Origin of the sequence: Vibrio sp. 10N.286.51.C3 (genome assembly GCF_003050065.1) — a bacterium.
In the GTDB taxonomy this organism is placed as follows: Bacteria; Pseudomonadota; Gammaproteobacteria; order Enterobacterales; family Vibrionaceae; genus Vibrio; species Vibrio crassostreae.
On sequence record NZ_PIGC01000003.1, the window covers coordinates 98,895 to 124,533 of the forward strand.

Here is a 25,639-nt window from a genome sequence, read left to right on the forward strand (position 1 = left end):
AGGAGTTCTACGTATGGGAAATTGTGTATTTATAGGCAGAAGCACGATTGATTTGATGAGCTTTGTTGAAGTGATGCCTGATCCTGATAAAAAGGTGAATGCAATTGCTGATTTTATTGGTGGTGGTGGGTCTGCACTCAATGCTGCCATTGCATGCAACGCATTAGGCTCTGATGTACACCTTTGGACATGTTTAGGTAAAGAGCACCTCTATAAATCGATAGTGACAGCAGAGCTTAATGAACACGAAATTTCGGTTGTGGATTTAAGTTTAGACGATGAATACCAGCTACCACTATCGAACATTATCTCTGCAAAGCAAACGGCATCTAGGCTCATCGTCAACGCCAGTCAGCCCGATTGCGAAAAGGTGATGAGTTTAGACCCGAAGTGGCTAGATAATGCAAAGCTCGTATTACTTGATCAATATGAGCATCCGTTTGTTAGCGCAAACGTACAAGCTTTGGCTGAGTTTACTGGGGATATTGTGTTAGACGCTGGTACTTGGAAATCGCACAGCGAACAGTTTTTATCTCTCTGTACTATTCCTATTGTTTCAGAGGAATTCACCAATGGTGACAAAGACAAAATGCAGGTACTTTGCGACCAACACGGGATCAAAAAGTGGGCAATGACGCTGGGCGACAAAGGTGTTTTTTATAGTGATGAGTCCGGTAGCGGGTTAATCCCTGCACCTAAAGTGGATGCTATCGATACGCTAGGTGCTGGAGATATATTCCATGGGGCTTTTTGCCATTACTACTCAGAGAGTCAAGATTTCCGTGACTCTCTGAAGAAAGCTAGTCACATAGCGGCATTATCATGTACCGAATTAGGAACCAGATCATGGCTAAAACACATTCGTTAACGGTTGATGACATTGCAAGCGTTCCTCAACTGGTCGCCAACACCTACCAAGAGTCTGGGAAACAAATTCTTGTCATCGGTATCTCTGGTGCTCCAGCGACGGGTAAATCAACATTGTCTGAATCCCTGCTGTCTGGACTGTCACAGTTAGGATTTAAAGCCCAACTTTGTCCAATGGACGGCTTTCACTACCCCAATTCGGTACTGAAAGAGAAAGGACTGACGTCAGTCAAAGGTAGCATCGAAACATTTGATGTAACCTCATTAGCACATTTGCTTTCCAAAGCGGTGACGCCAAACACTGACGCATTCTTTTGGCCGAAATACTGTCGTGAGTTACACGATCCCATTGCAGAAGGTTTTTTAATTGAGCCAGACACTCAAATTATTTTACTCGAGGGCAATTACATCTACTCAATCGACGAAGACTGGCGACCAGTCAGCGATTTAATTGACTTGAAGATCTTTCTCACAGCGAGTGAAGAAGTACTCAGAGAGCGATTAATATCAAGACACCTAGCTGGTGGAAAGTCGAAAAAAGAGGCGCTCGATAAAACCGAGCGCGTGGATCTAGTCAATGCGTTAAAAATAAAACAATACGAATCAAACGCAGACTACGTAATCCAGACGCACTAGAACAGCGTCCCATGTACCCTACAATTCTCATGGAGAGATCAAATGATTCTTAGCGAAAACAATAAGAAGATGTTCTTTTTAACATTCATTTGCGCTGCGGCAACGATTGGTGGGTTCCTATTTGGAATGGACACCATTGTTATTGGCGGCACGATCACGCAAATCACACAACAGTTCGAATTATCGACCTTACAACAAGGCTGGTATGTATCATCAGCGCTTGTGGGGTGCTTATTTGGTAGCATAATCGCAGGTCCTATTGCTGACTATGCTGGGCGTAAAAAACCTCTGATGCTAGGTGCTTTACTAGCTATCGTATCGGTTCTTGGCTGCATGTACGCAGACTCATTCAACTTACTGATCTGGGCACGTATCATTGGTGGCTTTGGCATCGGTATCGCGACCGTGGTTTGCCCGATGTACATTGCAGAAGTAGCTCCAGCAAGGCATAGAGGAAAACTCAGTAATCTATTTCAAGTGGCAATTGTGATCGGTTTAACTTGCTCAGTGATCACCAACACATTGATTGTTAACTACAGCCAGGCTGCCGTTGTTACGGGTCATTACCTTGACCATTTCTTTATTACTGAAAACTGGCGTGGCATGTTCTCTGTTGAATTTTTGCCTGCAGTTATTTTCCTTGGTTTGGTAGCATTTTTTCCGGAATCACCTCGTTGGTTGATATCTAAAGCTAGAGAAAAAGAAGCGGCTAACATTCTGAGAAAGTTCTTAACCAAGGGTGAAGCAGAAGAAGCGATTATTGAATGTCGTCAGGTAATTCGCTCAGAGAAAGCAGGATCATATAAACAATTAGTCAAAAATCCGGTGATGCGTTTCGGCTTGATGACGGGTGTATTACTAGCAATATGGTCAGAGTGGTCTGGCGTAACTGTTGTGATGTACTACGGCCCTGTAATGCTAGAAGAGATAATGGGCAACCAAGGTTCTGCACTGGGAGGTTTTGGTTGGATCTGCTTAGTAAGCGTTATATTTACCTCTTTATCAATGGTATTCATCGATAAAGTGGGTCGCAGAAAAATGCTAATAACCTCTGCACTTGGTTGTTTCACTTGCCTGATTGGTTTGGCAATATTCTTCGACAGACCTGATACTCCACCTATGTTGATAGTTGGCTTAATGGCGTTCTTTGTTGCCTTCACAGCACTCGGTTTAGGCCCTCTGAAGTTCACGATTTCAGCTGAGATTTTACCAACTTCAGTCCGTGGCCGCGCGGTCTCAATAACAACGGCAGCAATCTGGATTCAAGGTGTTATCTTGAACTCATTTACACCAGCTTTTAGAGAATCATTTGGAACATCGGCACTGTTCATCATGTTCGCGATTATCCTGCTTGGCCAAGTTTGGTTTGCCATCAAAATCCTTCCAGAGACAGCAAACCGCAGTTTAGAAAGCATCGAGAAAGAGTTAAAGCAACGATTTGATATAAAAGAGGTCGAAGGTAAAGAACTTCAACCAAAGCAAGTATAGCGATTAGTTGTTGTTAATATAGATAGAGCCTCCAGTATGTGGAGGCTTTTTTACTTTCACGTATATTCCCACTCATACCCTCTCTAAACCATTCACTCCTTATTATTATCATTCGTCTCATTGATAAAACGGCGTGACAGTTTGTGGCTAACCTTTCAACGTCAACCTTTGAAAGGGATTAGAAATCGCGAGTATTTGGGCTGTTATTTTTCTCTATTCGAACCAACTTAATCACTCCATCGTTTTCACCTATTGAATCTATCGTTATTTCCCATTAAACAAATGTAAACATTGAAGTTATATTCTTGGTGGGCAGAAAAGAGCTTTTGAATATCCATTAACCACTCGACTGGTTTAATGGTTAGCACGCATTGGAGAGCAACCATGCAGATGTCAAAAAGCTTTTTATTAATTACAGTTGGCTTAGCCAGCACATCTCTACAGGCTCAAACCCTGACAAGAGACAACGGTGCACCAGTAGGTGATAACCAAAACTCCATAACAGCAGGTGAGAATGGCAGTGTATTACTGCAAGACGTCCATCTGATCCAAAAATTGCAGCGTTTTGCCAGAGAACGTATTCCTGAGCGTGTTGTTCATGCTCGTGGTACGGGCGCACATGGTGAATTCGTCGCTTCTGGTAATTTTAGTGATTTAACGGTTTCCGACCCTTTTACTAATAAAGGTAAGGTGACTCCTGTTTTCGTTCGTTTTTCGACCGTTATTCACTCTAAAGGATCACCAGAAACACTTCGCGACCCGCGTGGTTTCGCCACCAAATTTTATACTGAACAGGGTAACTGGGATCTGGTAGGGAATAATCTGCCTGTGTTCTTTATTCGTGATTCGATTAAGTTTCCGGATATGGTGCACTCTCTAAAACCGTCTCCAGTCACCAACGTTCAGGATCCAAACCGATTCTTCGACTTCTTTAGCAGTGAGCCGGGTGCGACCAACATGCTGACTTGGGTGTACAGCAATTTAGGTACGCCAGCGAGTTATCGGACCATGGATGGCTTCGGGGTTCATGCATATAAGTGGATCAATAAGCAAGGCGATGTGAACTATGTGAAGTTCCAATGGAAGAGCCAGCAAGGCATCAAAAGCCTTCGTCCTGATCAAGTCACTGAGATGCAAGGTAAAGATTTTAACCATCTTACCAATGACCTTTACGCCGAAATTGGCCGACGTAATTACCCTAAGTGGGATCTTTACGTGAAGGTCTTGTCTCCGGAGGCGTTGAGCAAGCTTGACTACAACGGGCTGGATGCAACCAAAGTATGGCTGAATGTGAAAGATCAAAAAGTCGGCACTATGACGTTGAACCGTCTACCTGAAAACTTCTTTCTAGACACTGAACAGTCGGCATTTTCGCCTTCGAATCTGATTCCTGGTATCGAGCCGTCTGAAGACCGTTTACTGCAAGGCCGTTTGTTTGCGTACGCCGATACACAGCTTTACCGCTTAGGAGCAAACTTATTCCAACTGCCCGTTAACCGACCGTTAGTGTCGGTGAGCAACCATAACCAAAATGGGTTGAGCAACAATGCATCGCTAACTAATGGTGCCGTGAACTATGAGCCAAGCCGAAAAATAGAGTTAGCAGAAGATGTTCAATTCAAAGCCGTAGAAACCAAGCTTGTTGGTACGGTTCAACAAAAAGCGATCAGCAATCCACGAAATTTCTATCAAGCGGGTGTGCAGTACCGCAGCATGAATGAACAAGACAAAAATGATTTGATTGCTAACCTCGCTGGTGACTTGAATAAGGTGACGGATAAAGGCATCAAAACGACGATGGTGAGCTACTTCTATCGTGCAGACAAACAATATGGAACGCGTTTGGCTAAAGCCACTGGCACCAGTATGTCACGAGTGGAAAAACTCTCACAAGCGAACAATTAAGCAATAATCTAAGACGTAAAGTTTTGGCCTGCGGGAGATTTATCTGCTCTTTTCTGCCCGAAAATCAGGGCTCCTGTAGGCCATTCTCTAATCAAGTTAGTTAGGGGGAATAAATGAAAATCGTATTTTTACTCAGCTCCGTTTTTTTCTCTTTGATCTTCTCGCTCAGCTTATTGGCTGCTGACGACAAACTGGAAGAGGAATACCAATCTCTGGTTGGGTTGTTCTTTGATGCCGCTCGTATTGGTAACAATGAAGTGGTCGATGCATTTGTTTCTCAAGGCTTCCCCGTTGATCAACGCAATAACCAAAGTTACACCGCACTCATGGTGGCCGCTTATCAAGGAAACAGAGAAACCGTGGGGCTTTTACTCGATTCGGGTGCCAATGCATGCCTGCAAGACAAACGTGGAAACACCGCTTTGATGGGAGCATTGATTAAACGCGAAATCAGTATTGCGAAAGATTTGTACCAAGCGGAGTGCTCCCCAGAATTGCGTAATAAAGCAGGACTTAATTTGAAAGAATTTGCCGAGATCTATGGTCAATCCAATGTGCTGAAATCCCTTCAGTAATCAACAAAGTGTGCGAATAACAATAAAAAGGACGTAATAATATGAACAAAACAACATGGCTTGCTGCACTCGCCCTTATCTCTTCTCCTGTTTTTGCTGAAGCAGTGAATGTTGAAATGATCGATCTTGGCTCGGGTCAGTCAACCGGAACTGTAATGATAAGCTCAAGTGAATACGGAGCTGTTTTTACGCCGGAATTGAAAGGTTTACCTGCTGGTACACATGGCTTCCATGTACACGCCAATGGTTCATGCGACAGCCTCACCAAAGATGGAAAAATCATACTCGGTGGAGCGGCTGGCGGACATTATGACCCTGAGAAAACGGGCAAGCATGGTTTCCCTTGGACGGATGATAATCACCTTGGCGATTTACCACCGCTTTACGTCAATGCTCATGGTGTAGCTGACCAGCCAGTAATGGCGCCAAGAGTGACGTTAGATGACGTGAAAGGTAGAGCGTTGATGATCCACGCTGGCGGTGACAACCATTCAGACCATCCAGCTAAACTTGGCGGCGGTGGTGCACGCATTGTCTGTGGCGTGATTAAGTAATCTCTTCTTTAAGAGTTACAAAAAGCGCTCCAACTTATTTGGGGCGCTTTTTGTATTTAGGGATGACACTTATCTCTAACGCAGAACTCTCATTAATCACTTAGGCTTTTGTTGGCTAAAACAGAGCGTTAAGGCATTTACTTCCACTGACTGAAAAGGCCAGTAACGCTGACTAGCGGCTATTTTTTGTCTGCACATTCGACCTGTACAATCCCTTGATACCCATACCTACTGATAGATAGGCGAGATCTGTGAACTATGCTATATTCCCCTAAAATATAGGTGGAATTAATATGAAAGAACTTAATCCAACGGCAGAAAAGATCGTCGACTTAGCTGAAAGTTATATGCAAAGCCGAGGTTTTAATGGTTTCAGTTTTCGCGACATTCAAAACGAGCTTGGAATAAAGACTGCTAGCATCCATTATCATTTCAAAACCAAACAAGATTTAGCGAAAGTGGTGTTTGAGCGTTACCTTGTGAACTACGAAGCGGCGTTAAAGCGTATCGAGAGTCAAGACATCTCTGCTGAAGGTAAAATTGAAGCATTAGCCGACATTTTTGTTGATGTACGCGAGAACAACAAACTGTGCCTATGTGGTATGTATGCTTCTGATTTCTATTTTTTAGCGGATGGTTTGGAAAGCCTATTGTCTAAATTTGTTCAAATCAATGAAGATTTTATCCGTAAAAGCATAGAGCAGGGGATTGCGAGCGGACACTTTCGTTCTGGATTAGAAGCAATTCAAGCGGCGAGGCTAATTTTTGTCGCCTTGGAAGGGGGGATTTTACTGTCTCAATTCAAGGACACTGATTATATCCGTTCGGTGAAAGCCAGCTGTTTAAACATTCTGAAGGCGTCATAGTTTATCGATTAGATTGATATGGCGCGGCAATATCAATGGGTTTTACAAGAGGCATTGTCGTTGCGCGATAGATAGGTACGACGTAGCGTAACCCAAAAGAGATTGTTGTTGTGAAAGCGAGGCTGAGCCCTCGCTTTTTTATGTCTGAAAACTGAGCATAGGACAAAATCAGTAATGAAATTGACTCGCTAAGTGGCGCTGTCGACACTTGCCATGAAACGAATACTCATTTTTAATAAAAATATTTAGTCAATTATGCTTCTGATAAATATAGGTTTTTTGAGAAACAACTTTATCTACCTACCGGTAGGTAGATAAAGTTGTTGACGTGAAACCGATCCGATCTTAAAGTACACCCACTGACGAGGAGATGGTCTCTACTACTCCTCCATTTTTTTGAATAACCTACCTATCTACTGATAGGTAGGTTTTAAATTAAGGATTTCATTATGTTTAACACATCTTCTATTGCACTAATTGTTGGCGGTTCTTCTGGTATGGGTAAAGCAACTGCAGAGCGACTGCTTAAGTCTGGTGTGCCTGTAATGATTCTTTCTCATGACAAACAGAATCTTGCTGAAGCAAAATTGGATCTGGAATCAACCACGAATGGTCATGTTGAAACTGCTCAGGTTGATTTATACGACCCTTCTGCTGTTCAAAGCTTTATTGAACAGTTAAATGCAGAAAAACGTCACATTGGCTACTTGGTGAATGCAGCTGGTTTCTTCAAACCTGTCGATTTCCTTGAGCATTCTGAGCAAGATTACGACCTTCAGTTAGATATGAACCGTGCTTTCTTCTTCATTACACAAGCCGTTGCGAAAAATATGAAACAACACGGCGGTGGCGCAATTGTAAATATCGGTTCTATGTGGGCACATCAAGCAATCAAAGCAACGCCTTCTTCAGCTTACTCTATGCAGAAAGCGGCACTGCATTCGCTGACAAAAAATTTGGCCATTGAACTAGGCGACCACGGTGTGCGTGTAAACGCTGTGGCTCCTGCAGTCGTGATGTCGACAATTTATAAGTCATTCATTGCTGAAGATGAGATTGAATCTGCACTACAAGGCTTTAACGATTTCCACCCAATTGGTCGCATTGGTTCTACAGACGATGTTGCTGATGCGATTGAATATCTACTATCGAATAAGTCATCTTGGGTAACGGGTACGATTCTAAATGTCGATGGCGGCGTTATGGCGGGTCGAAACTAAATTATTTATAGCCTCTCACGTTATGTGGGAGGCACAACATGAACATGAACATGAACATGAACATTAATCATTAAAAATAAGAAATAAGAAATAAGAAATAATATAAGGATTCAACATGAGTAACGCACCATTAAATGGCCTTAACTTAGAAGACCTATCAGCGTACACAAAAGTTATTACTGATGATGCAACACAAGCGGTATCTGAATACGGCATTGTTGCTGAATGGAAAGGCGGTGTTCATAGCGAAATTCGTACGCTGAACCAAAAGGTCGGTGGAACAGAAATCGTTAAAGATTTTACTTTCGATGTGGGTGAACCAGAAGAGCTTCTTGGCAATAACGCATACCCTACGCCACAAGATTACCTGTTGGGCGGCATGGCTGGCTGTATGATGGTTGGATTTGTTGCAGGCGCTAGCGGCCGCGGTATTCGTTTAGAGTCCGTAAAGTTGACCATCAAAGGGGCTTTGGATCTTCGTGGGTTCTTGAATGTAGCTGAAGAAGCTCCGGTTGGTTTCGAAGAGATCCAATTTCAGTTTGAAGTTGAAGGTGATGGTACTCAAGCTGATTACGATGAAGTTATTGCCGGAGTTCAACAATTTTCTCCGAACTACCGAACAATCAGTGATGCCGTTAAAGTGTCAGCGATTGTTGCTTAATTAAACGATTTTATTTAATTAGCTAAAAATATAGAAACCCTTTTTTAATTTATGCATTGCCACTGCTTTGAGCCTATATTCACATATAGGCTCTTTTTTATTTTCAATTATCTAAATTAGATATATTTAAATTAGGTTTGGTTAAATTTGATGATGTTAATTTATTTTATTCTAATGAATAATGTAATAAAAACAATTACATAAAACATACATATATCTACACTGTTTATCATTAACTTAATTTATCATTTTTAACTTCAGTATAGTGGAGTAATAAAATGAAAGCTCTTAAATATGCGATGACACTTGCTTTAATTCAAGGCTCCTTTGCATGTCATAGCGAACAAGTTAAAAAAGACCAGACCCATGATATTAATGGGGTTTGGTTTAGCCAACGAGACGGCGAAATTAAAGTTATCGAAAATGAGACTACAAGAACGATACAAGTGGTTAATAACACTTGTTATGAAGTGTCTAACTCTCTGAGTTATGGTACTGAGTTGAGTTATGAAGCGATAAAACAGCACGCCACTCGTCAAGGTAATCAATTGATCCTAAATATTCTTCGACCTAGACCTTTCACTTACACTTTAGTAAGTAATATCAATGATGTATGTCCTCAAGGCCTTAGCCCCTCCATGACTCGTGATGGTCATTTTGATTCTGATGCCCAATCGATGTTCGATATATATTGGCAAGATATGAAGAACCACTATGCCTTTTTTGATGAACGCAATATTGACTGGGACGAGGTTTATGATAAATATTATGATGATTTATATGGTGCTGACTATGAACAATTAATTCACGTGTTTGATGAAATACTTAGTCAATTGAAGGATGATCATAGTTCTATTTATATTCCTTCAAAAGAGCAGCAGATATGGTATAGCAATAAAACCATCTTGGAACAACAATTGGAGTTGGAAGCTGACCAGTTAGATATTCCTGAATCAGAGCAAGAAAGCTACATAGCCAGTCAGAAGAATAAAATAACACTCAATATCATGAAGTACTTGTTTGAAAATGAACAAGAAGGTTTTAAAAACCGTGCTTCTCGTGAAAGCAAGGAACATCGTCTTAACTGGGGCATCATTGATAATAAAGGCATACCGACTGGATACTTAAGAATTGGCGATTTCATGAGCTATATCGATGAAGGTTTAATCACAGGAACGCCTAAACGAAATACAGATAAAGCTCATCGTCAGTTTGAAGAATTAGTGACAAAAATTTTAACGCAGCTAAATGATACCCAGTCGCTGATTATCGATATTCGTGAAAATGAGGGTGGGCTTGATATGCAGGGCTTGTGGTTATTGCAGCACTTGATTGAAGAGCAGCAGTTAGCTTGGCATGTTAGTTCTTACTTCAAAGATGAATTCAGCCATGATGTTGATGTCATGATGACTCCAAGCAATGGTATTTCATATACAAAACCGATTGTACTTTTGACCTCTTTCGGTACGGTCAGTGCAGCAGAAACATTCGCATCGGCGATGAAAACGCTCCCTCACGTGACTATCGTAGGTGAATCAACATCAGGCGCCACCTCAGATGCGTTTGGAAGAATGCTGCCCAATGGCTGGGAGTATTCATTAAGTAATTTATATTATAAGAATCGCGACCTGGAAAACCATGAAGTCACAGGGGTGCAGCCAGATTACGTGGTTGGAAACTTTGTGTTAGAAGATCGTCATCAAGGCCGAGATGCTGCGCTCGAAAAAGCACTGTTTCTACTTTATTAAGGCTAACGAGTGCCTAATTAGACAGTCATTTGGATAGATAAAAATAGCCGCTCATTAGCGGCTATTTTTGTATGGCTTGTATAAACCCAGACAAGCCTATCGGTGGCTATGTATACTCGAGTCGTGAGTATCGTTAGCGATCTTAATCCAGATTTATTCCATTATAGAAACAAGTATTAGTTCCGTTTCTACACGTTATATTCCACTCACACCCTCTCCAAGCCATTCACTCCTTACTATTACCATTCGTCGCATTGATAAAACTACGCGACAAATTCTCGTTAACCTTTCAACGTCAACATTTGAAAGGGATTAGAAATCATGACTACTTCACACTCATTTAATTCAGGCTTTACCACTTCTCTGCTTAAGCGTTCATTACTGATTGCACTTGTTTCATTCGCACCCACTTTGGCGCAGGCCAACCCAAGTTCAGACGTGCTTGATATCTACAACCAAGCAGCGCAAGGCAATGAAGATTTGGTTGAGGTGGCTTACGAACGCCTGAACGACACGCTGCAACAAGACGGCGCAACACCACTGACCTTGGTTTACCTCGGAAGCACAGAGACCTTAATGGGGCGTGATGCGTTCTTGCCTTGGAACAAGATGAAGTATGTGGAGAAAGGCTTATCAACCATTGATAAATCACTGGTGCTGCTTAAAGACGAAGACCAACCGATTCATGAACAACCTCGTGTTCAAGGATTACCAGATTCTTACCTAGCTCGTGCCATGGCTGCGGTGACTTACACCTCTCTACCAGACATGTTTAACCATTTCGATCGTGGTTATGACCTGTTCCTCTCGTTACTCGCGGAAGATGATTTCCAGCAACAGCATTTCGCTGCGACCTCGTGGATTTACCGTTACGCCATTACCGCATCGATTCGTGCTGAAGACTTCGAGCAAGCACAGGTGTGGCTTGAAAAAATGGAAAACACCGATGCCGGAAACATCGAAACTATGACTGCGAAGGCCCTAATAGCGAAAGCCAAATAACAGCTGCGAACGCTTAAGAATGATGGGTAATCAGAGGACAACGAAATGATTGAATTTAAAGGTATCGGCAAAGCATATCTCACGGGCGGTCAACGTGTTGATGCATTAAACGGGGTCGATGGACACATCCAGCGCGGCGAAATGGTGGCTTTGTGCGGCCCGTCGGGTTCAGGAAAAAGCACACTTTTGAATATTTTGGGTTTGTTGGATATGAGCTATCAAGGCGAGATAAACATTGATGGCAAAGCGTATCCAACAGAGCAAATCGCTGCTGCGCGCTTTCGTCGTCAGTCGTTGGGTTTTGTGTTTCAACGCTTCAATCTGGTTCCTGTGATGACCGCGCTTGAGAACGTCGCTTACCCATTGATGTTGAACCAATGCACGAAACAAGAACAGCAAAGCAGAGCGCAAGACATGTTAGAGCGTGTTGGGCTAGGTGAATATGTACATCATCGCCCAGACAATCTTTCAGGCGGCCAGCAACAACGCGTCGCGATAGCCAGAGCGTTGATTCACAACCCAAGCTTAGTGATAGCCGATGAGCCGACCGCGAGCCTAGACAGTCACACTGCCAACCTTGTGATCGACATTATGAAAGAGCTCGGCCACGAAATGGGCACGACTTTTATTGTCGCAACCCACGACCCAAGAATGGCGCAGCGCTGCGATCGAGTGATTGAACTTATCGACGGGCAACTGGCTCCACAAGCCGCAACTACGGAGGCTATCTCATGGGCAAGTTAACACAAAGAATGAGCACGTTTTTACTTCCAACTTCGGTGTGCTTGGCTTGGCTTAACTTATTAAGAAATGGTCGCCGCAGTCTGCTTTCGGTATTGATCATCGCGATTGCGGTTTTCGCACTCGCCAGTGCCGGTGGTTATGGGCTTTACACCTACGAATCTTTGAGAGAATCGACCGCTCGAGATACTGGTCATCTTACTTTGAGTACGCCGGGTTACTTTGAACAAGACGAAGACATGCCGTTGAGCAATGGTCTCGATAATGTTCAAGCGCTAACCAAGAGCATCATTGGTGACAGTGATGTGCGTGGTGTGCAACCGCGAGTTTACTTCAGCGGCTTGGTGTCTAACGGCAGCAAATCGACCATTTTTATGGGAACGGGCGTCAATGAGCGTGAGTTCGACATGAAAGGGCCTTTCTTAGATGTGCGCAGCGGACAAACCCTATCGGATGTGAAGTCACCAAGATACGACAGCCAAGAGCCACAAGTGATGCTGGGAACAGACCTTGCTCGTAACCTCAAAGTTGCGGTTGGCGATTGGGTAACACTGCTCGCCACCACCAGTGACGGTGCTTTGAATGCTTTTGATTTTAAGGTGCAAGGGATTTACTCGACGGGCGTGCCTGAGCTGGATAAGCGTCAGCTGTATGTTCATATTACGACCGCGCAAGAGCTTTTGGCCTCAGAAAAAGTCAGCACTTTATCGGTGTTCCTATTTGAAACAAGCAAGACTTCGACCGTACAACAGCGTATCCAAACTGCTTTAGATCGAAATAGCGCGAGCCAAAGCGAACAAGGCACAAAGATAGAGATCACCCCATGGCAAGATCGCGCGTTTTTCTACACCAAGGTTAAAGATCTTTACGACCGTATCTTCGGCATCATGGGCGCAGTGATGGCGTTGGTAGTGTTTGTGTCGTTGTTTAACACCATGACCATGTCAGTCACAGAGCGCACTCGTGAAATTGGTACCTTGTCGGCACTCGGCAGTTACCCTTCTGAAATCGTCGCAGGCTTCTTAAAAGAGGCGGGGTTACTGGCACTGATTGGCAGTGCGATTGGCGCAATCGTGAGTGGCTTAGTGTCGGTGTTATTGCTGGTGGTTGATGTGCAAATGCCACCACCTCCGGGTCGAACCGAGGGCTACCCACTCAACATTTACTTCTCTTTTGAATTGGTTGGTTATGCCACCTTAGGTGTGCTGACCATATGTTTGCTGGCTGCTTATTTTTCTGCTCGTAAAGGCGTGAATAAGCCAATCACGGAGGCACTGGTTTATGTGTAAATTGACTCGTTCATTCAATACCTTGGGTTTGGCTTTCGTGTTGGGCTCTGTGTTGGTTTTGCTTCTAGCATCGACACCAAGCTGGGCAGTCGATTCACAACAAGTCACGGAGATGATCGCCAAAGCGGATAGCTATCGTTTGAACAGTGCACAAGCCTCTAAGGTGGTTTCTCTGGTGGCGCTATATCAAGACGAGCAACTGGACAAAACCCGTAAATACAACGTCTACACAAGACCAAATCGAGAGTCATTAGTGGTCTTTAAATCAGCCGTTGAGGCAGGTCAAAAGATGCTAATGATAGAAGATAACTATTGGTTGTTGATGCCTAAATCGCGCCGTCCAATTCGTATTACACCGATGCAAAAGCTATTGGGTGAAGCCTCGGTCGGGGACATCTCGACGCTCACTTGGAGCGAAGATTACCAAGGTGAGTGGGTTGCTGAGCAACGAGTTGAGATGCCGACTGGCGAGACACTCGATACCGATCACCTAAAACTCGCGGCGAAAACCAAGGGTGCGAGTTATCAATCGATTGACCTGTGGTTAACGGCAGATCGTGCATTTCCAGTTAAAGCGGATTTGTACCTGCGTTCAGGAAAACTGGCGAAACAAGCTTGGTTTATCGAAGGCGTGCGTGATGGATTACCCACAGTGGTGTCGATGACCTTGCTCGATAAGATTCAGCCAAGCAAGAAAACCGTGATTGAATATCGCGAGGTGAGCGAACAAAGCTTGGCAGACAAGTATTACAACCCTGCTTACTTATCGCGTAACAGCGTGTCTGGGCTGTAGGTGAGCGTCATGAAAGCTTCCAATCGCCGATTCCACATAAAGTCTTCTATCGCTACTTTGCTTGCTTTGTCTTGTGTGAGTAACACGATTCAAGCGGACGATCTGAGCTTGGCGTGGGATTGGCAACTCAGTGCAGAAGCGGTTGAATCGAGAGAGTCGCCATTCAGCCCTTTAGCGTCTGATAATCGTCAGTCTTTAAATGGCTTGCTGGATCTAGAGGTTGGATATGGTAATTGGCTTGGTCTGTTCGCAGTGAAAGCCAACGATATTCTAAGCAACAATCCTCCACAACAAGACGCGAGCTTTGAGTCTGAATTCACTGTGCGTGAGTTGTTTTGGCAAGGTGGTGTTGAGGTGTCGAATTCAGCGTTCGGTGACCACTATCTTGATATTACGCTTGGCAAGGTTCGTTTGGATTGGGGCGTGGGTTATGGCTATCGACCGTTAGACATCATCAAGCCGTATCGACAAAACCCGGTAGGCATTGTCGCAGAAGAGGGTGCGGGTGTGGCTTCGGCGTCACTGTTCGATATGACGGGCGAATGGACACTGCTTTACAGTGATTCGTCATGGACTTCTCAAGACGTAAATGAATTCGAAAAGCAGAACCAGCAACAAGGATTTGGGGTACGTCGTTACAATCTTGTAGGTGATCACGAGTATCAATGGGTCGCTTATTACGACGATGTACGTCACGGCTTGCTTGGGGCGAGTTTAGTGTCGGTGTTGAACCTCGCGTGGGAGTTTCATGGCTCGGTAGTCTATCAACGACAAAGCCTTGGCTACGGTCAGCCTAACTCACTGCTTAAACCGGTTTATCTTGAAGAGCAGGGCGAGGCTTATCAAGCGTTAGTAGGATTAACATGGGCCAATGACACTGGCCACAATGTGGTGTTGGAATACTGGTTTGATAGCCGAGCGTGGAGTGATTCTGAGTGGCAAAGTGCCATAGAAAGTGCCGAGTCTTTGTCGGTTAATCCGATGACAGCATCACTGGCTGGTTCTTACGCTCAAGGTTATCAACACGCCAATTTGGTTCAACACAACATCATGTTTCACTGGTCTTTGGATTCGACACATGGCTGGCTCGAAGATATCACCCCGACATTCGACGTCATGTTGTCTCCTCAAGACGGCGGCTTTATTGCTACCCAGTGGCTCAACTATCAGGCTTTAGATAATGGCAATTCATCGTTGGATTTGGAACTTGCTGCACGCTTTCTAGGCGGTAAAAGTGATTCTGCTTACGCCAACTTACCCGATAGTCATATGATTCTTATAAATATCAAAGGACGATTTTAATGAACATTTCTTCAAACAGTCAGTTTCCATGGATTAAAAGTTTCACGCTGACCACTCTGTTTTGTTTCGTCATTGCCATCACCACTCAAACGATTTGGGGCGGCGGATTAACGGTTAACCTGGCAATCAGTTTTGGCTTTGGTTACAGCGCCGTAGGTTCTTCTTTCATCTTGGTGAAGTTGTTTAAGAGAACATCCAGAAGGCTTGAAGTGGCGATCTCAATGGTGGTCGCGATGACCTTTGGTACCTTGAACGCGCACTATTGGTTGAACGGGTATTTCGGATCCAATATCTCGGACCTTAAATCAGTGGTGCTGTTGGGCGTTATCTTTTGCTCGGTTTGCTATTACTACTTCTACTCAAGAGAGAAGCAGCTGCGTGCCGACAATGAATTAGAAGTGGCCAAGCGTCGTCAGGCCGATCAAGAAAAGGTGGTGGTGCTCAGTCAGCTTAAGCAACTGCAAAGCCAAATTGAACCGCACTTCCTATTCAACACTCTTGCGACCATCAATGTGTTGATTGAGAGTGATAGCGCGAAAGCCAAGTTGATGCTCGAAAAACTGACTGACTTGTTGCGTGTGACTTTGAAAAACAGCCGCACCGAGCAATCGACCATCGCACAAGAGGTCGACTTGTTAGACGCTTATCTTAATATTCAGAAGATACGTTTGGGTGAGCGCTTAGCGTTTTCGATTGAAACACACGAGATTAGCGATTTGCAGGTGATTCCACCGTTCCTGATTCAACCCTTGGTCGAGAATGCACTCACGCACGGCATCGAGCCCAAAGCGGCGGGTGGCCAAGTGAGTATCCACATAGCTCAACAAGCACAGCAGCTAAAAATAGAAGTGGCTGATAATGGCGCTGGGCTGAAAACGCCTTCTGCGAATACGGGTCACGGTGTTGGATTAAGCAATATTCGTCAAAGAATCGAAACTCTTTTTGGTGATAAGGCGAGCCTAACGATTACTGAACACGCTGAAGGTGGGGTCGTGTCAACGATCTTGTTACCGCTGACTGACGCAGCTGCCTAGAATTTCAGACCAGAAAGCACAGAACAGTGACGAAATATAGACGATTTACAGTGTGAATTTAAAGGAATAATCATGAATAACCCAGCATCAAAGCCAAGTGTCACGGCGATAATCGCAGACGATGAAGCTCTGTTAAGGCACCATCTCGACAAGAGTTTGGCTGAGGTTTGGCCGGAGCTAGAGATCGTCGCTAAGGCACAAAATGGGCTAGAGGCGATGCTGAGTATTCAGCAGCTCGAGCCTGATGTGGTCTTTCTTGATATTCGAATGCCAGAGCTGGATGGTATCTCGCTCGCGAAACAATTGAACAAGCTAGATTCGCCGCCATTGGTGGTTTTCATTACCGCTTACGACGAATACGCAGTCAGAGCTTTTGAGCACAATGCGATGGATTACCTGCTTAAACCCATGAATGAAGAACGCTTACTGGCCACATGTCAAAAGGTTCAAGCGCGTCTGTCGATCAACCAAACGCAATCAGGTATTACGCCAGAACAACCGGATATCACGGCGTTAATGGCTCAGCTTCAACAATTATCCCAACCAACTCAGCAGCAAACGTATCTAACGTGGCTCAAAGCCAGTGTCGGAGAAGACATTCACCTAATCGCCGTCGATGATGTGGCTTACTTCAAAGCAGAAGACAAGTACGTCTCGATATTCAAAAAAGGCCAAGGCGGCTCTCTAGAGGAGTTTATTCTTCGCGTATCACTAAAAGAGCTGATCGCCCAACTCAATCCTGATGAGTTTTGGCAGATCCATCGCTCGGTGGTGGTTAAAGTGTCGGCCATTGATAAGGTGAAGAAAGGGCTCTCAGGTCAGATGTCGGCTTATGTGTCAGGAGAGAAGTTACCGATCAGCCGCGCCTCGCAAGCGCTATTTAAAGGTATGTAGCGAACAAGCTTAAAGGTATGTAGAGAACGAGTTTAAAGGGATGCATTAGGCGCTTATTAAAACGTCACTTTTAATGAACACAGCCGATCTTACAAAGCGTATGATGATTTATAAAATGAAGATCTAGATCACAAAGGTATTCATCGGGTTAAATATTAAATAATAATCATTAACTCAATCTGTATATTGTCGATGAATGACATTAAGAGGTTGTTATGAAAACATATTATTTAGCGGCGGCAGTATGCCTCACCTTAGTTGGCTGTAGTTCAACATCAAATATCACCGAAACCTTAATCCTGCCGGATCCGGCATGGACATCAGGCCAGCTGGAAAATGGCCTTACCTACCATGTTTATCCAGATCATGAAGAATCCGTATCTGTTCGTTTAGTCGTGCACGCGGGCTCAATTCAAGAGACTTCTCAACAAGAAGGCTATGCGCACTTCTTGGAACACATGGCATTCAATGGCAGTAAAAATTTCTCTGAAAATGATGTGATTCGCTTATTTGAAGATGCAGGCGCTAGCTTTGGCGCTGATATTAATGCTTACACCTCTTATGAAGAGACGGTATACCAGTTAGATTTGCCAGATAACGTCCAATTGCAGTCTGCCCTGACGTGGATGCGTGACATTGGTGACGGTTTGGATCTATCAAGTTCAGAAGTTGAAAAAGAGAAAGGCGTGGTTCTTGGCGAGTTTCGTATGGCTCGCCTCGATGATAAGTCGTTCCCCGAGAAATATGTTGATTACCTATTCGAAGGCAGCCCTTATGAATCGCAAGATGCGCTAGGAACTAAAGCTTCGGTTATGGCTGCCACGTCGGAAGGGCTTACCGACTTTTACCAAACTTGGTATCAACCTCAAATCGTTGAGCTAGTGGTTTCTGGTGATGTGGACCTTAAAACAGTGATCCCAATGATTGAAGAGAAATTTTCGAGCTGGGAGCGCGGTAAAACGTCAAAGCCACAAAAGCAGAATACGACTTCGTTCAATGAAGGTGACTACATTGAATATGCTGGCAGAGAAGCTCCGAGTATTTCTTTGACGTTTAACCGAGGTTTAAACACTGTTGAAACCCACGCTCAACAACATCAGCGTTGGTTGGATGAAACCACTCAGATTCTTATTCAGCAGCGTTTAGAGGCAGACTTTAATGATGCAGCGCTACCGACGCAATGGATAACGTCAGATAACATCAGGTTGGATGCTCTGCTTTATTCATCGACAAGTGTTGGCTTCCCAGCAGGCAGCCGTGATGCGGTTCAGAAAGCGTTGGTTTCTACTTTAACGTCGTTACGTGATTACGGTGTTTCTGAAGGAGAAATTGCGAGTGAGCTCCATTATTATCAAGACTCACTGGATGATATTGAGCACGACTGGGATAAAAGGGACAGTGTGGATCACGTGAACGATAAAGTGAACGCATCACTGTCTGGCGATATTGTCCAATCTCAAAAAGACTATCAGGCCAGCATGGAAGCCTTTCTTGCTAATTTAAGCCTTGAAGCGATTAATAAAAATATCAAAGAAGTCCTTTCGAGTGATTACTTTTTGATTGTCGGCATGGATGACAATGAGGATCGCACAGCGGTTCTGGCTTCTCTAGATGGATTAAAAGCTTCTTATAGTCAGCAGGGTACACAGACATTCGTAACGGCAACAGCCAGTGCATTTGCTTCGCCTGCCGTACCCGGCGAGGTTGTATTGGTAGAGCAAATGTACGCCGATCCAAATATTCAAAAGTGGACTTTAAGCAATGGTATCGACATGTGGTACCTACGTGATTCATACGCGAAAGACGATGTTGGGATAATGTACGTGAGTCTTGGCGGTAAAGCGGCGTTGGATCCGGATTTATACGCAGCTGCAAATGTGACATTACCTGTTATTGCTCGAAGTGGTGCTGGTGACTTTACGGGATCTGAGCTGAAAGCCTACTTTGATCGTGAAGGGATTTTAGTCGATTCTTTTATTTCTTCGACGCGACATGGCATTGAGTTTAATATCGAAAAAGATGGGATGAGTGACGCGTTTGCTGCGCTATATACCTTCATGGTGTCTCCTAAAGTGAATTCTGATCAGCTTGAAGCTGTGAAGCAAGAGCTAGTGCAAGATAAAGAGTCCTTCCTAAGTACGCCTATTGGTCAATTTGAACAAGCGATCAATCAAAATATTTATCGCTCGGGAAGCCGCCATCTATTCGTAAATAAAGAGCGTGTTAAAGCGGTTTCTGTTGAAGATGTCCGTGCTGTTCATCAACAATTATTTGGTCAACTAAGACACAACCAGTTGGTGGTCGTTGGTGATATCGACCCAAGTGAGTTGAAACCTCTAGTTCGTAAGTACTTAGCTTCAATTCCATTGCAAGCGGGGACGGTGCCAGACTTCAAAGTGGAGTACAAGCAACCAGCGAAACCACGTATTGATGTCGCGATCAACAACGTAAATAGTGCGGAATATATCTTACGAGTGATTCCAGAGCCGACGACGATAGAAAGTGGAGGCTGGACTGCAAAAGATGTCTTCATGGAAGACTTATTGCAACGTTTAGTCGCATCTCGTTTAGACTCTTATGTTCGTGAAGAGTTGAGTTTAGATTATTCACCTTATGCTTATGCGGCTTCGAATGATGGTGAACCGACTCATGAGTGGGTAATCGGCGCAATGATCGCGCCGGAGAACGTAGATACTGTTGAAATGGCGATTGATAGAGTGATCTCAGACCTCCTACAAGGTATTTCTGAAGACGAACTGCATTCGATAGTGAAACAGTTTGAAGCTGACTTCGTGCCACTAGAGGCAAGCTCTATCGATCAGGCGTGGTTTGTGTCTCGTTATTTATTGTATGGGTATGGATTGGAAGCCTTGGCTGATGTTGACCGAGTCGTTAAATCAATATCGGTTGAAGACATGAATGCTCTGCTCCATCACCTATTTGGCGAGAATAGCCGTAAGGTTAAGAACATCATGCGTCCTAAAGCCTAAAGCCTAAAGCTTGAAACCAGCAGAAAGAGACAACTTAAAGCCAAGCGAGTATCGCTTGGCTTTCTTGTTTTTCCACCATTCATAACGTCTATGCATCACCTGTTGTTAAGCCGTTTTAGATCTATGTAAATCTAAATTTCGAGAACGCTTAATCGGTTGCATCGAATCATTTTCTAAAAAAATGATTTTAAATCAAGACAGCGTTTCATTTGTATTGTAGATTGACGATCTACGAGAATGTTGTTTGGATATTAGATTGCTTAAACTGGGTACCCGATTAGTCTTAATGTTGTTTTTACTGAGCTTTGGCTTAGTGAATTCTAACGGCTATTCGTTTCCTTCTAAGCCATTTCAAATATACTCGGCTCAAGAGCAATCTTCACAAAACGATCTTTGTAAACAAGCCGCTACGGATAATCCGTCAAGCTACTTAGAGTGCGATAAGGCTCAGTTTGGCACTGTGCCTTCTGGTGACAGTTCTAACTATCACGACACTGAATCAAGCCTTCAAGCAGCAAACTTCAGACGTATGCTCAGTAACGAGCAAGAAAGCGTGGCCGATCTTGAACCTGCTTATCATCTACTGATCGACTTCTCTCCCCCTTCATTACTGGCTTCTCTGCTTTTCAACACACCGTTGTTGGATTCCAAGCAGCACTGGACCAGCATTGTGAGTTCTCCGTCCTCCCGGCTTGCTGGGTGGAAAGAGGGCAACATTCAATACTCGCATTTCCGAGAACTTCTTAGCTAATCGTTTGACCCTAAATTGGTTGTATCGATGGTCACTTGTGCCCGTTGAGCTCGCCAGTTAACCAAAACAAACATAGCGACATCAGTTTTAGCATCACTATCTTTCAATCAGCTTGTTCTGGTTGTGATTAGCCATCGCTCGTGTTCGCAAAATATTAGCCATACCAATCGTAGTAAATAACTGGTCATCCTAGCTGGTTAAAATGCACGATCACTGCTTTTTTCTGGTGCTATTTTTGAGCACGTATTTACGGTGATTGGTAGAAATAAGAGATCTTGACTGTGAAAAAACGCATTCCAAGAAAACAAATTAACCACTACTCAAAGTGGAAATACGTGGTACTTATCGCCACTATCATCATCATGGTTCTGAGTGCTTTACCTTCTTGGTATGGCGAGAATGCATCGGTACAAATTAACAATCGTTCTGAACAGAGTATCGACGCGAGTCAAATTACCCAATACCTTGCAAGCGAAGGCATCCAAGCCAAATCTGCATTTCAAAAAGACAACCGTTTGGTCGTGATCTTGGAAGATGCAGAACAACAGGCGAAAGCCAAAGAGGTGCTGAATGAGCGCCTATTGGATAACGCGACTGTTGCGCTAGCGATGGAGCCAGCAGCACCAAAATGGTTGACTGACATGGGCTTCGCGCCGATTCAGCTAGGCCTTGATTTACGTGGTGGTGTGCAGTTCCTGCTAGAAGTGGACATGGAACCGGTTTACCACGCACAAGCGCAATCTGTGGTCGATGAGATCACCAGCCAAGTACGTTATGCACGCGGTAAAGTGGTGAACAACCAAGTTGAATTTAACTTCCGTACTGATGCAGATTTCGAGAAAGCACAAAAACTGATTCGTGAAGAGTTCCCACAATGGCAGCGTGACCGTTCAGATAAATCGCTAACGTTAACTCAGTCTGAAGAAGAGCAAAGAACGCTACGTAACCTAACGGTTCAGCAAAACCTGCAAATCATGCGCAGCCGTATTGAAGAGCTCGGCATCACTGAGGCATCGATTCAACGCCAAGGTGAAAGCCGTATCCGTATCGAACTTCCGGGTGTCCAAGACCCTGCAGCCGCGAAAGACGTGATTGGTGCTACGGCTTCGCTTGCGTTCTACTCTGTGTACGACAACGCAACGCGCAATACTCAAACTCTGAAAGATTCAGATGGTAATCGTGTAGTGGTTGCTCGCAAAGCGGTATTAAGCGGCGAACATATTATCGATGCGCGCAGTGGCATTGGTGAGATGGGCAGTGCAGAAGTAAACATCACGTTGGATTCTTCTGGTGGTAAGAAAATGTCTGAGTTTTCTCGCCATAACATCGGTAAGCCAATGGCGACCGTTTACAGCGAATACAGCCGTGACAGAGCGGGTAACAGCGAAAAAACCAGTGAAGTGATCAGTGTGGCGAACATCCAATCTCAACTGGGTAGCCGCTTCAGAATCACAGGTGCAGGCAGCATGGCAGAAGCACAAGAGCTTGCTCTACTGCTACGCGCAGGTTCATTAACAGCGCCTGTTACCATCATTGAAGAGCGTACTATTGGCCCGTCTCTGGGTGCAGAAAACGTAACTAACGGCTTTGCTGCTTTGGCGCTTGGCCTTGGTCTTACTCTAACGTTTATGGCGCTATGGTATCGTCGCCTTGGTTGGGTTGCGAACGCTGCATTGGTCGTCAACATGACCACACTATTCGGTTTGATTGCGATGCTCCCGGGTGCGGTATTAACTCTGCCGGGTATTGCGGGCTTGGTACTGACCGTCGGTATGGCGGTAGACACTAACGTGCTTATCTTCGAGCGTATTCGAGACAAAATGAAAGAAGGGCGCAGCTTTGCGAGTGCCATCGACCGTGGCTTTGATAGCGCGTTCTCTTCAATTTTCGATGCCAACGTCACTACCATGATTGTTGCCGTGGCTCTGTACACCATTGGTAATGGACCGATTCAAGGGTTCGCATTGACCCTAGGTTTGGGTCTTCTAACCAGTATGTTTACAGGTATTTTTGCGTCACGCGCGATCATCAATTTGGCTTGGGGGCGTGACCAACGCCACGATGTAAGGATTTAAGCATGAGAACTTCAACAAAAGTGACTAATTCAGAACGCTATATTTCAGACAGCAATATGACTCGCCTTCGTAAGGTGATGTCTGTGATTTCTATCGTGCTGTTCATGAGCTCTGTGATGCTGGTGGCAGTAAAAGGTTTTAACTGGGGCTTAGACTTTACTGGCGGTGTGGTTGCCGAAGTTCAGCTTTCTGACCAAGTAACCAAAGATGGTTTAAAAACAAAACTTGATGCGGCTTTCCAACAAGACGTGCAAGTTGTTGGCATGGCAGAACAAGATCGCTGGACCCTGCGTTACAGCCAATTGACGGATGCACCACAGCCTAACTTAGTGGATGCTTTGTCATCGGTGAGCGACCAAGTACAAGTGCTTAACAGCAGCGTGGTTGGGCCTCAAGTCGGTCAAGACATGGTTGACCAAGGCGGCTTGGCGGTATTGGTGTGCTTCCTAATGATCATGCTGTACCTAAGTGTACGTTTTGAATGGCGCTTGGCACTGGGTGCGCTTGCCGCGATCATCTATGACGTGACGCTTATCTTGGGCCTGTTCGCTTTTACTCAGTTTGAGTTCAACCTGACTGTATTGGCTGCCGTGTTGGCGATTTTGGGTTACTCATTGAATGACTCGATCATCATTGCCGACCGTGTTCGTGAAATGCTGCGTGGTAATCCAAACGGTGACACTGATAACCTACTTAACGAATCGGTTAAAGCGACCTTCTCACGCACCATGGTGACTTCAGGTACAACGCTAATCACCGTATCAGCGCTTTGGCTACTTGGTGGTGCGGCGCTGCAAGGTTTTGCGATTGCCTTAGTCGTAGGTATTGTCAGCGGTACGTGGTCTTCAGTGTCTGTCGGTATCACACTGCCTAAGCTACTTGGCCTACAGCCTTGTCACTACAAAGTGAAAGCGCCAGTAGAAGTTGAGGGCGAGTACCCTTAGGTTATCTATTGGTTAACAGTACGACTTAGTCAGTAACGTCAATAAGCCCTTCGTTTATAACAAAACGAGGGGCTTTATTTTTTATAAGAGTCAAACAGTTACAGAAAAGAGAGTCTATTTCAAAAAACGATGGATTGAGCAGGCAAGCCCTCATGATATGAAGTATGTTTAGATGACGTTCGTAGAAATGAGGCAAGGGAATGGAATATCGACATCAATGTCATGTAGGCGACCATGGTGATGCACTGAAGCATCCAGTCTTGAGTGCACTGGTTCAGTCATTAATGCAGCAGCATTCACGCCTCAATGTTATCGACACCCACTCTGGTACAGGGTGTTATGACCTCACCACCGCACCCAGTAATCATGCCGGTGAGTTTGCTGAAGGGGTCGGGTACTTGTGGCGAAACAAGGCTTATCTTCCTCCGGCATTTGCTTCATTTATGTCGGTTCTGGAATACTACAATCCGAATCAACATATCTCTCTTTATCCGGGTTCTGCGGCCATCACCTATCAACAAGGCCGCAGCCAAGATAGCTTCTATTTTTCAGACATTCAGCAAGACGAAGCTGACCTATTACAAACTAACATTGAGAAGTTGCAACGCGATCTCGATGTCTCAAGTAAGCTCACCATTACCGCTGGCGATGGGCTCAAAGCGCTGCCTGATGATGTAGCTAAACACGATAATCATCACTTAATTGTTATCGACCCGCCCTATGAAACCGATTCTGAATACCTTGAAGTAATTGATGCCTTAGTTAAGGCGTATCAGCAGTCTGATAAGGTATCGGCCCTGATTTGGTATCCGCTTTACACGGATGATAAGAGTTCACTGATTCTGAACCACTGCGTGACAGCGGTGAAAGATGGCTTGCTACCAAGTCCGATTAAGTCGGAGCTTCGTCTTCGAGATCCCAAGGGTGATGATCGCCTGATCGGCAGTGGTTTGCTGTTGTTCAACCCACCACAAGGCATTGCGGGAACGGTCGCAGATACGCTCGATTATTTACACAGCCAACTCGCGACTAATGGTGAAGGCTATTGGCAAATGAGAAGCTTATAGATCTGATTTTTATGGGTTTTATGATGATTTTCTAGACGTCACTCACTAAATCACTGTTATCTATGTGGTTTAAATTGACCAAACGCTAACTTTTATCGATTGATTAATTGCAGTGAATCATTTAAAAATAGAATATCAATGCGCACAAGTGCATAATGGCTCATAAGTTAAATAATTAAACTAGATTGTGGTTTACCCCCTAAACTGCATTAGGCTCGCACTAGTCATGCGAGCCTT

The 25,639-nt window shown here is 44.5% G+C and carries 22 protein-coding genes; all 22 read left to right on the top strand.

Annotation, left to right across the window (positions count from 1 at the left end):
- The first annotated feature begins 13 nt into the window (after positions 1–13).
- Complete coding sequence (locus CWO27_RS03915) at positions 14–868, top strand: PfkB family carbohydrate kinase (RefSeq protein WP_107898580.1); 855 nt, start codon at positions 14–16, stop codon at positions 866–868.
- Positions 847–1,503: a hypothetical protein gene (locus tag CWO27_RS03920; RefSeq protein WP_102432310.1), complete on the top strand. Its 657-nt coding sequence runs from the start codon at positions 847–849 to the stop codon at positions 1,501–1,503. Before CWO27_RS03915 ends, CWO27_RS03920 begins: the two co-directional genes overlap by 22 nt.
- Before the next feature lie 42 nt (positions 1,504–1,545).
- A complete protein-coding gene (locus tag CWO27_RS03925; RefSeq protein ID WP_048660558.1) occupies positions 1,546–2,991 on the top strand; it encodes a sugar porter family MFS transporter in 1,446 nt (481 codons plus the stop codon).
- A gap of 384 nt (positions 2,992–3,375) precedes the next feature.
- Positions 3,376–4,896: a catalase gene (locus CWO27_RS03930; RefSeq protein WP_170960789.1), complete on the top strand. Its 1,521-nt coding sequence runs from the start codon at positions 3,376–3,378 to the stop codon at positions 4,894–4,896.
- A gap of 113 nt (positions 4,897–5,009) precedes the next feature.
- Positions 5,010–5,471 (top strand): ankyrin repeat domain-containing protein, encoded by a 462-nt coding sequence (locus tag CWO27_RS03935; protein ID WP_107898582.1) that lies wholly within the window; start codon positions 5,010–5,012, stop codon positions 5,469–5,471.
- Positions 5,472–5,512: 41 nt separating this feature from the next.
- Entirely contained in the window at positions 5,513–6,025 is a 513-nt protein-coding gene (gene sodC, locus CWO27_RS03940) for a superoxide dismutase family protein (protein ID WP_107898583.1), read from the top strand.
- Positions 6,026–6,318: 293 nt separating this feature from the next.
- A complete protein-coding gene (locus tag CWO27_RS03945) occupies positions 6,319–6,891 on the top strand; it encodes a TetR/AcrR family transcriptional regulator (RefSeq protein ID WP_107898584.1) in 573 nt (190 codons plus the stop codon).
- Positions 6,892–7,340: 449 nt separating this feature from the next.
- The gene (locus CWO27_RS03950; RefSeq protein WP_102285520.1) at positions 7,341–8,111 is read left to right on the top strand and encodes an SDR family NAD(P)-dependent oxidoreductase; all 771 of its coding nucleotides are present in this window, start codon (positions 7,341–7,343) and stop codon (positions 8,109–8,111) included.
- Positions 8,112–8,226: 115 nt separating this feature from the next.
- Positions 8,227–8,772 carry an OsmC family protein gene (locus CWO27_RS03955; RefSeq protein WP_017106464.1) on the top strand — a complete coding sequence of 182 codons (546 nt, stop codon included), beginning with the start codon at positions 8,227–8,229 and terminating at the stop codon, positions 8,770–8,772.
- 278 nt (positions 8,773–9,050) lie between these two features.
- Entirely contained in the window at positions 9,051–10,520 is a 1,470-nt protein-coding gene (locus CWO27_RS03960; protein ID WP_017106465.1) for a S41 family peptidase, read from the top strand.
- A gap of 321 nt (positions 10,521–10,841) precedes the next feature.
- Positions 10,842–11,522, top strand: a complete 681-nt coding sequence (locus CWO27_RS03965; protein ID WP_107898585.1) for a hypothetical protein — start codon at positions 10,842–10,844, stop codon at positions 11,520–11,522.
- A 45-nt stretch (positions 11,523–11,567) separates the two neighbouring features.
- Positions 11,568–12,266 carry an ABC transporter ATP-binding protein gene (locus CWO27_RS03970; protein WP_107898586.1) on the top strand — a complete coding sequence of 233 codons (699 nt, stop codon included), beginning with the start codon at positions 11,568–11,570 and terminating at the stop codon, positions 12,264–12,266.
- Positions 12,254–13,552: an ABC transporter permease gene (locus CWO27_RS03975; protein ID WP_102441055.1), complete on the top strand. Its 1,299-nt coding sequence runs from the start codon at positions 12,254–12,256 to the stop codon at positions 13,550–13,552. The genes CWO27_RS03970 and CWO27_RS03975 overlap by 13 nt, the downstream gene beginning before the upstream one ends.
- A complete protein-coding gene (locus CWO27_RS03980) occupies positions 13,545–14,345 on the top strand; it encodes an outer membrane lipoprotein-sorting protein (RefSeq protein ID WP_107898587.1) in 801 nt (266 codons plus the stop codon). Before CWO27_RS03975 ends, CWO27_RS03980 begins: the two co-directional genes overlap by 8 nt.
- A gap of 9 nt (positions 14,346–14,354) precedes the next feature.
- On the top strand, positions 14,355–15,647 hold the full coding sequence (locus tag CWO27_RS03985; RefSeq protein ID WP_107898588.1) for a hypothetical protein: 1,293 nt from the start codon (positions 14,355–14,357) through the stop codon (positions 15,645–15,647).
- Positions 15,647–16,681, top strand: coding sequence for a sensor histidine kinase (locus CWO27_RS03990; RefSeq protein WP_107898589.1), 1,035 nt, complete (start codon positions 15,647–15,649; stop codon positions 16,679–16,681). Before CWO27_RS03985 ends, CWO27_RS03990 begins: the two co-directional genes overlap by 1 nt.
- Positions 16,682–16,753: 72 nt before the next feature.
- Positions 16,754–17,575 carry a LytR/AlgR family response regulator transcription factor gene (locus tag CWO27_RS03995; protein ID WP_102432138.1) on the top strand — a complete coding sequence of 274 codons (822 nt, stop codon included), beginning with the start codon at positions 16,754–16,756 and terminating at the stop codon, positions 17,573–17,575.
- 215 nt (positions 17,576–17,790) lie between these two features.
- A complete protein-coding gene (locus CWO27_RS04000; RefSeq protein WP_102432137.1) occupies positions 17,791–20,565 on the top strand; it encodes an insulinase family protein in 2,775 nt (924 codons plus the stop codon).
- A gap of 286 nt (positions 20,566–20,851) precedes the next feature.
- On the top strand, positions 20,852–21,316 hold the full coding sequence (locus CWO27_RS04005; protein ID WP_048610107.1) for a hypothetical protein: 465 nt from the start codon (positions 20,852–20,854) through the stop codon (positions 21,314–21,316).
- Positions 21,317–21,591: 275 nt separating this feature from the next.
- Positions 21,592–23,391, top strand: a complete 1,800-nt coding sequence (gene secD, locus CWO27_RS04010) for a protein translocase subunit SecD (RefSeq protein WP_102432136.1) — start codon at positions 21,592–21,594, stop codon at positions 23,389–23,391.
- A 2-nt stretch (positions 23,392–23,393) separates the two neighbouring features.
- Positions 23,394–24,335, top strand: coding sequence for a protein translocase subunit SecF (gene secF, locus CWO27_RS04015; protein ID WP_102432135.1), 942 nt, complete (start codon positions 23,394–23,396; stop codon positions 24,333–24,335).
- A 200-nt stretch (positions 24,336–24,535) separates the two neighbouring features.
- Positions 24,536–25,402, top strand: coding sequence for a 23S rRNA (adenine(2030)-N(6))-methyltransferase RlmJ (gene rlmJ / locus CWO27_RS04020; protein WP_048660574.1), 867 nt, complete (start codon positions 24,536–24,538; stop codon positions 25,400–25,402).
- The last annotated feature ends 237 nt before the right edge of the window (positions 25,403–25,639 follow it).

Coding starts and splice junctions, on each gene's coding strand:
- CWO27_RS03990 (WP_107898589.1), top strand. CDS start 15,647: ATGAACATTTCTTCAAACAGTCAGTTTCCATGGATTAAAAGTTTCACG.
- CWO27_RS03915 (WP_107898580.1), top strand. CDS start 14: ATGGGAAATTGTGTATTTATAGGCAGAAGCACGATTGATTTGATGAGC.
- sodC (WP_107898583.1), top strand. CDS start 5,513: ATGAACAAAACAACATGGCTTGCTGCACTCGCCCTTATCTCTTCTCCT.
- CWO27_RS03920 (WP_102432310.1), top strand. CDS start 847: ATGGCTAAAACACATTCGTTAACGGTTGATGACATTGCAAGCGTTCCT.
- CWO27_RS03930 (WP_170960789.1), top strand. CDS start 3,376: ATGCAGATGTCAAAAAGCTTTTTATTAATTACAGTTGGCTTAGCCAGC.
- CWO27_RS03935 (WP_107898582.1), top strand. CDS start 5,010: ATGAAAATCGTATTTTTACTCAGCTCCGTTTTTTTCTCTTTGATCTTC.
- CWO27_RS04005 (WP_048610107.1), top strand. CDS start 20,852: ATGTTGTTTTTACTGAGCTTTGGCTTAGTGAATTCTAACGGCTATTCG.
- CWO27_RS03980 (WP_107898587.1), top strand. CDS start 13,545: ATGTGTAAATTGACTCGTTCATTCAATACCTTGGGTTTGGCTTTCGTG.
- CWO27_RS03970 (WP_107898586.1), top strand. CDS start 11,568: ATGATTGAATTTAAAGGTATCGGCAAAGCATATCTCACGGGCGGTCAA.
- CWO27_RS03965 (WP_107898585.1), top strand. CDS start 10,842: ATGACTACTTCACACTCATTTAATTCAGGCTTTACCACTTCTCTGCTT.
- CWO27_RS03960 (WP_017106465.1), top strand. CDS start 9,051: ATGAAAGCTCTTAAATATGCGATGACACTTGCTTTAATTCAAGGCTCC.
- CWO27_RS03975 (WP_102441055.1), top strand. CDS start 12,254: ATGGGCAAGTTAACACAAAGAATGAGCACGTTTTTACTTCCAACTTCG.
- CWO27_RS03995 (WP_102432138.1), top strand. CDS start 16,754: ATGAATAACCCAGCATCAAAGCCAAGTGTCACGGCGATAATCGCAGAC.
- rlmJ (WP_048660574.1), top strand. CDS start 24,536: ATGGAATATCGACATCAATGTCATGTAGGCGACCATGGTGATGCACTG.
- CWO27_RS03925 (WP_048660558.1), top strand. CDS start 1,546: ATGATTCTTAGCGAAAACAATAAGAAGATGTTCTTTTTAACATTCATT.
- CWO27_RS03955 (WP_017106464.1), top strand. CDS start 8,227: ATGAGTAACGCACCATTAAATGGCCTTAACTTAGAAGACCTATCAGCG.
- CWO27_RS03950 (WP_102285520.1), top strand. CDS start 7,341: ATGTTTAACACATCTTCTATTGCACTAATTGTTGGCGGTTCTTCTGGT.
- CWO27_RS03945 (WP_107898584.1), top strand. CDS start 6,319: ATGAAAGAACTTAATCCAACGGCAGAAAAGATCGTCGACTTAGCTGAA.
- CWO27_RS04000 (WP_102432137.1), top strand. CDS start 17,791: ATGAAAACATATTATTTAGCGGCGGCAGTATGCCTCACCTTAGTTGGC.
- secF (WP_102432135.1), top strand. CDS start 23,394: ATGAGAACTTCAACAAAAGTGACTAATTCAGAACGCTATATTTCAGAC.
- CWO27_RS03985 (WP_107898588.1), top strand. CDS start 14,355: ATGAAAGCTTCCAATCGCCGATTCCACATAAAGTCTTCTATCGCTACT.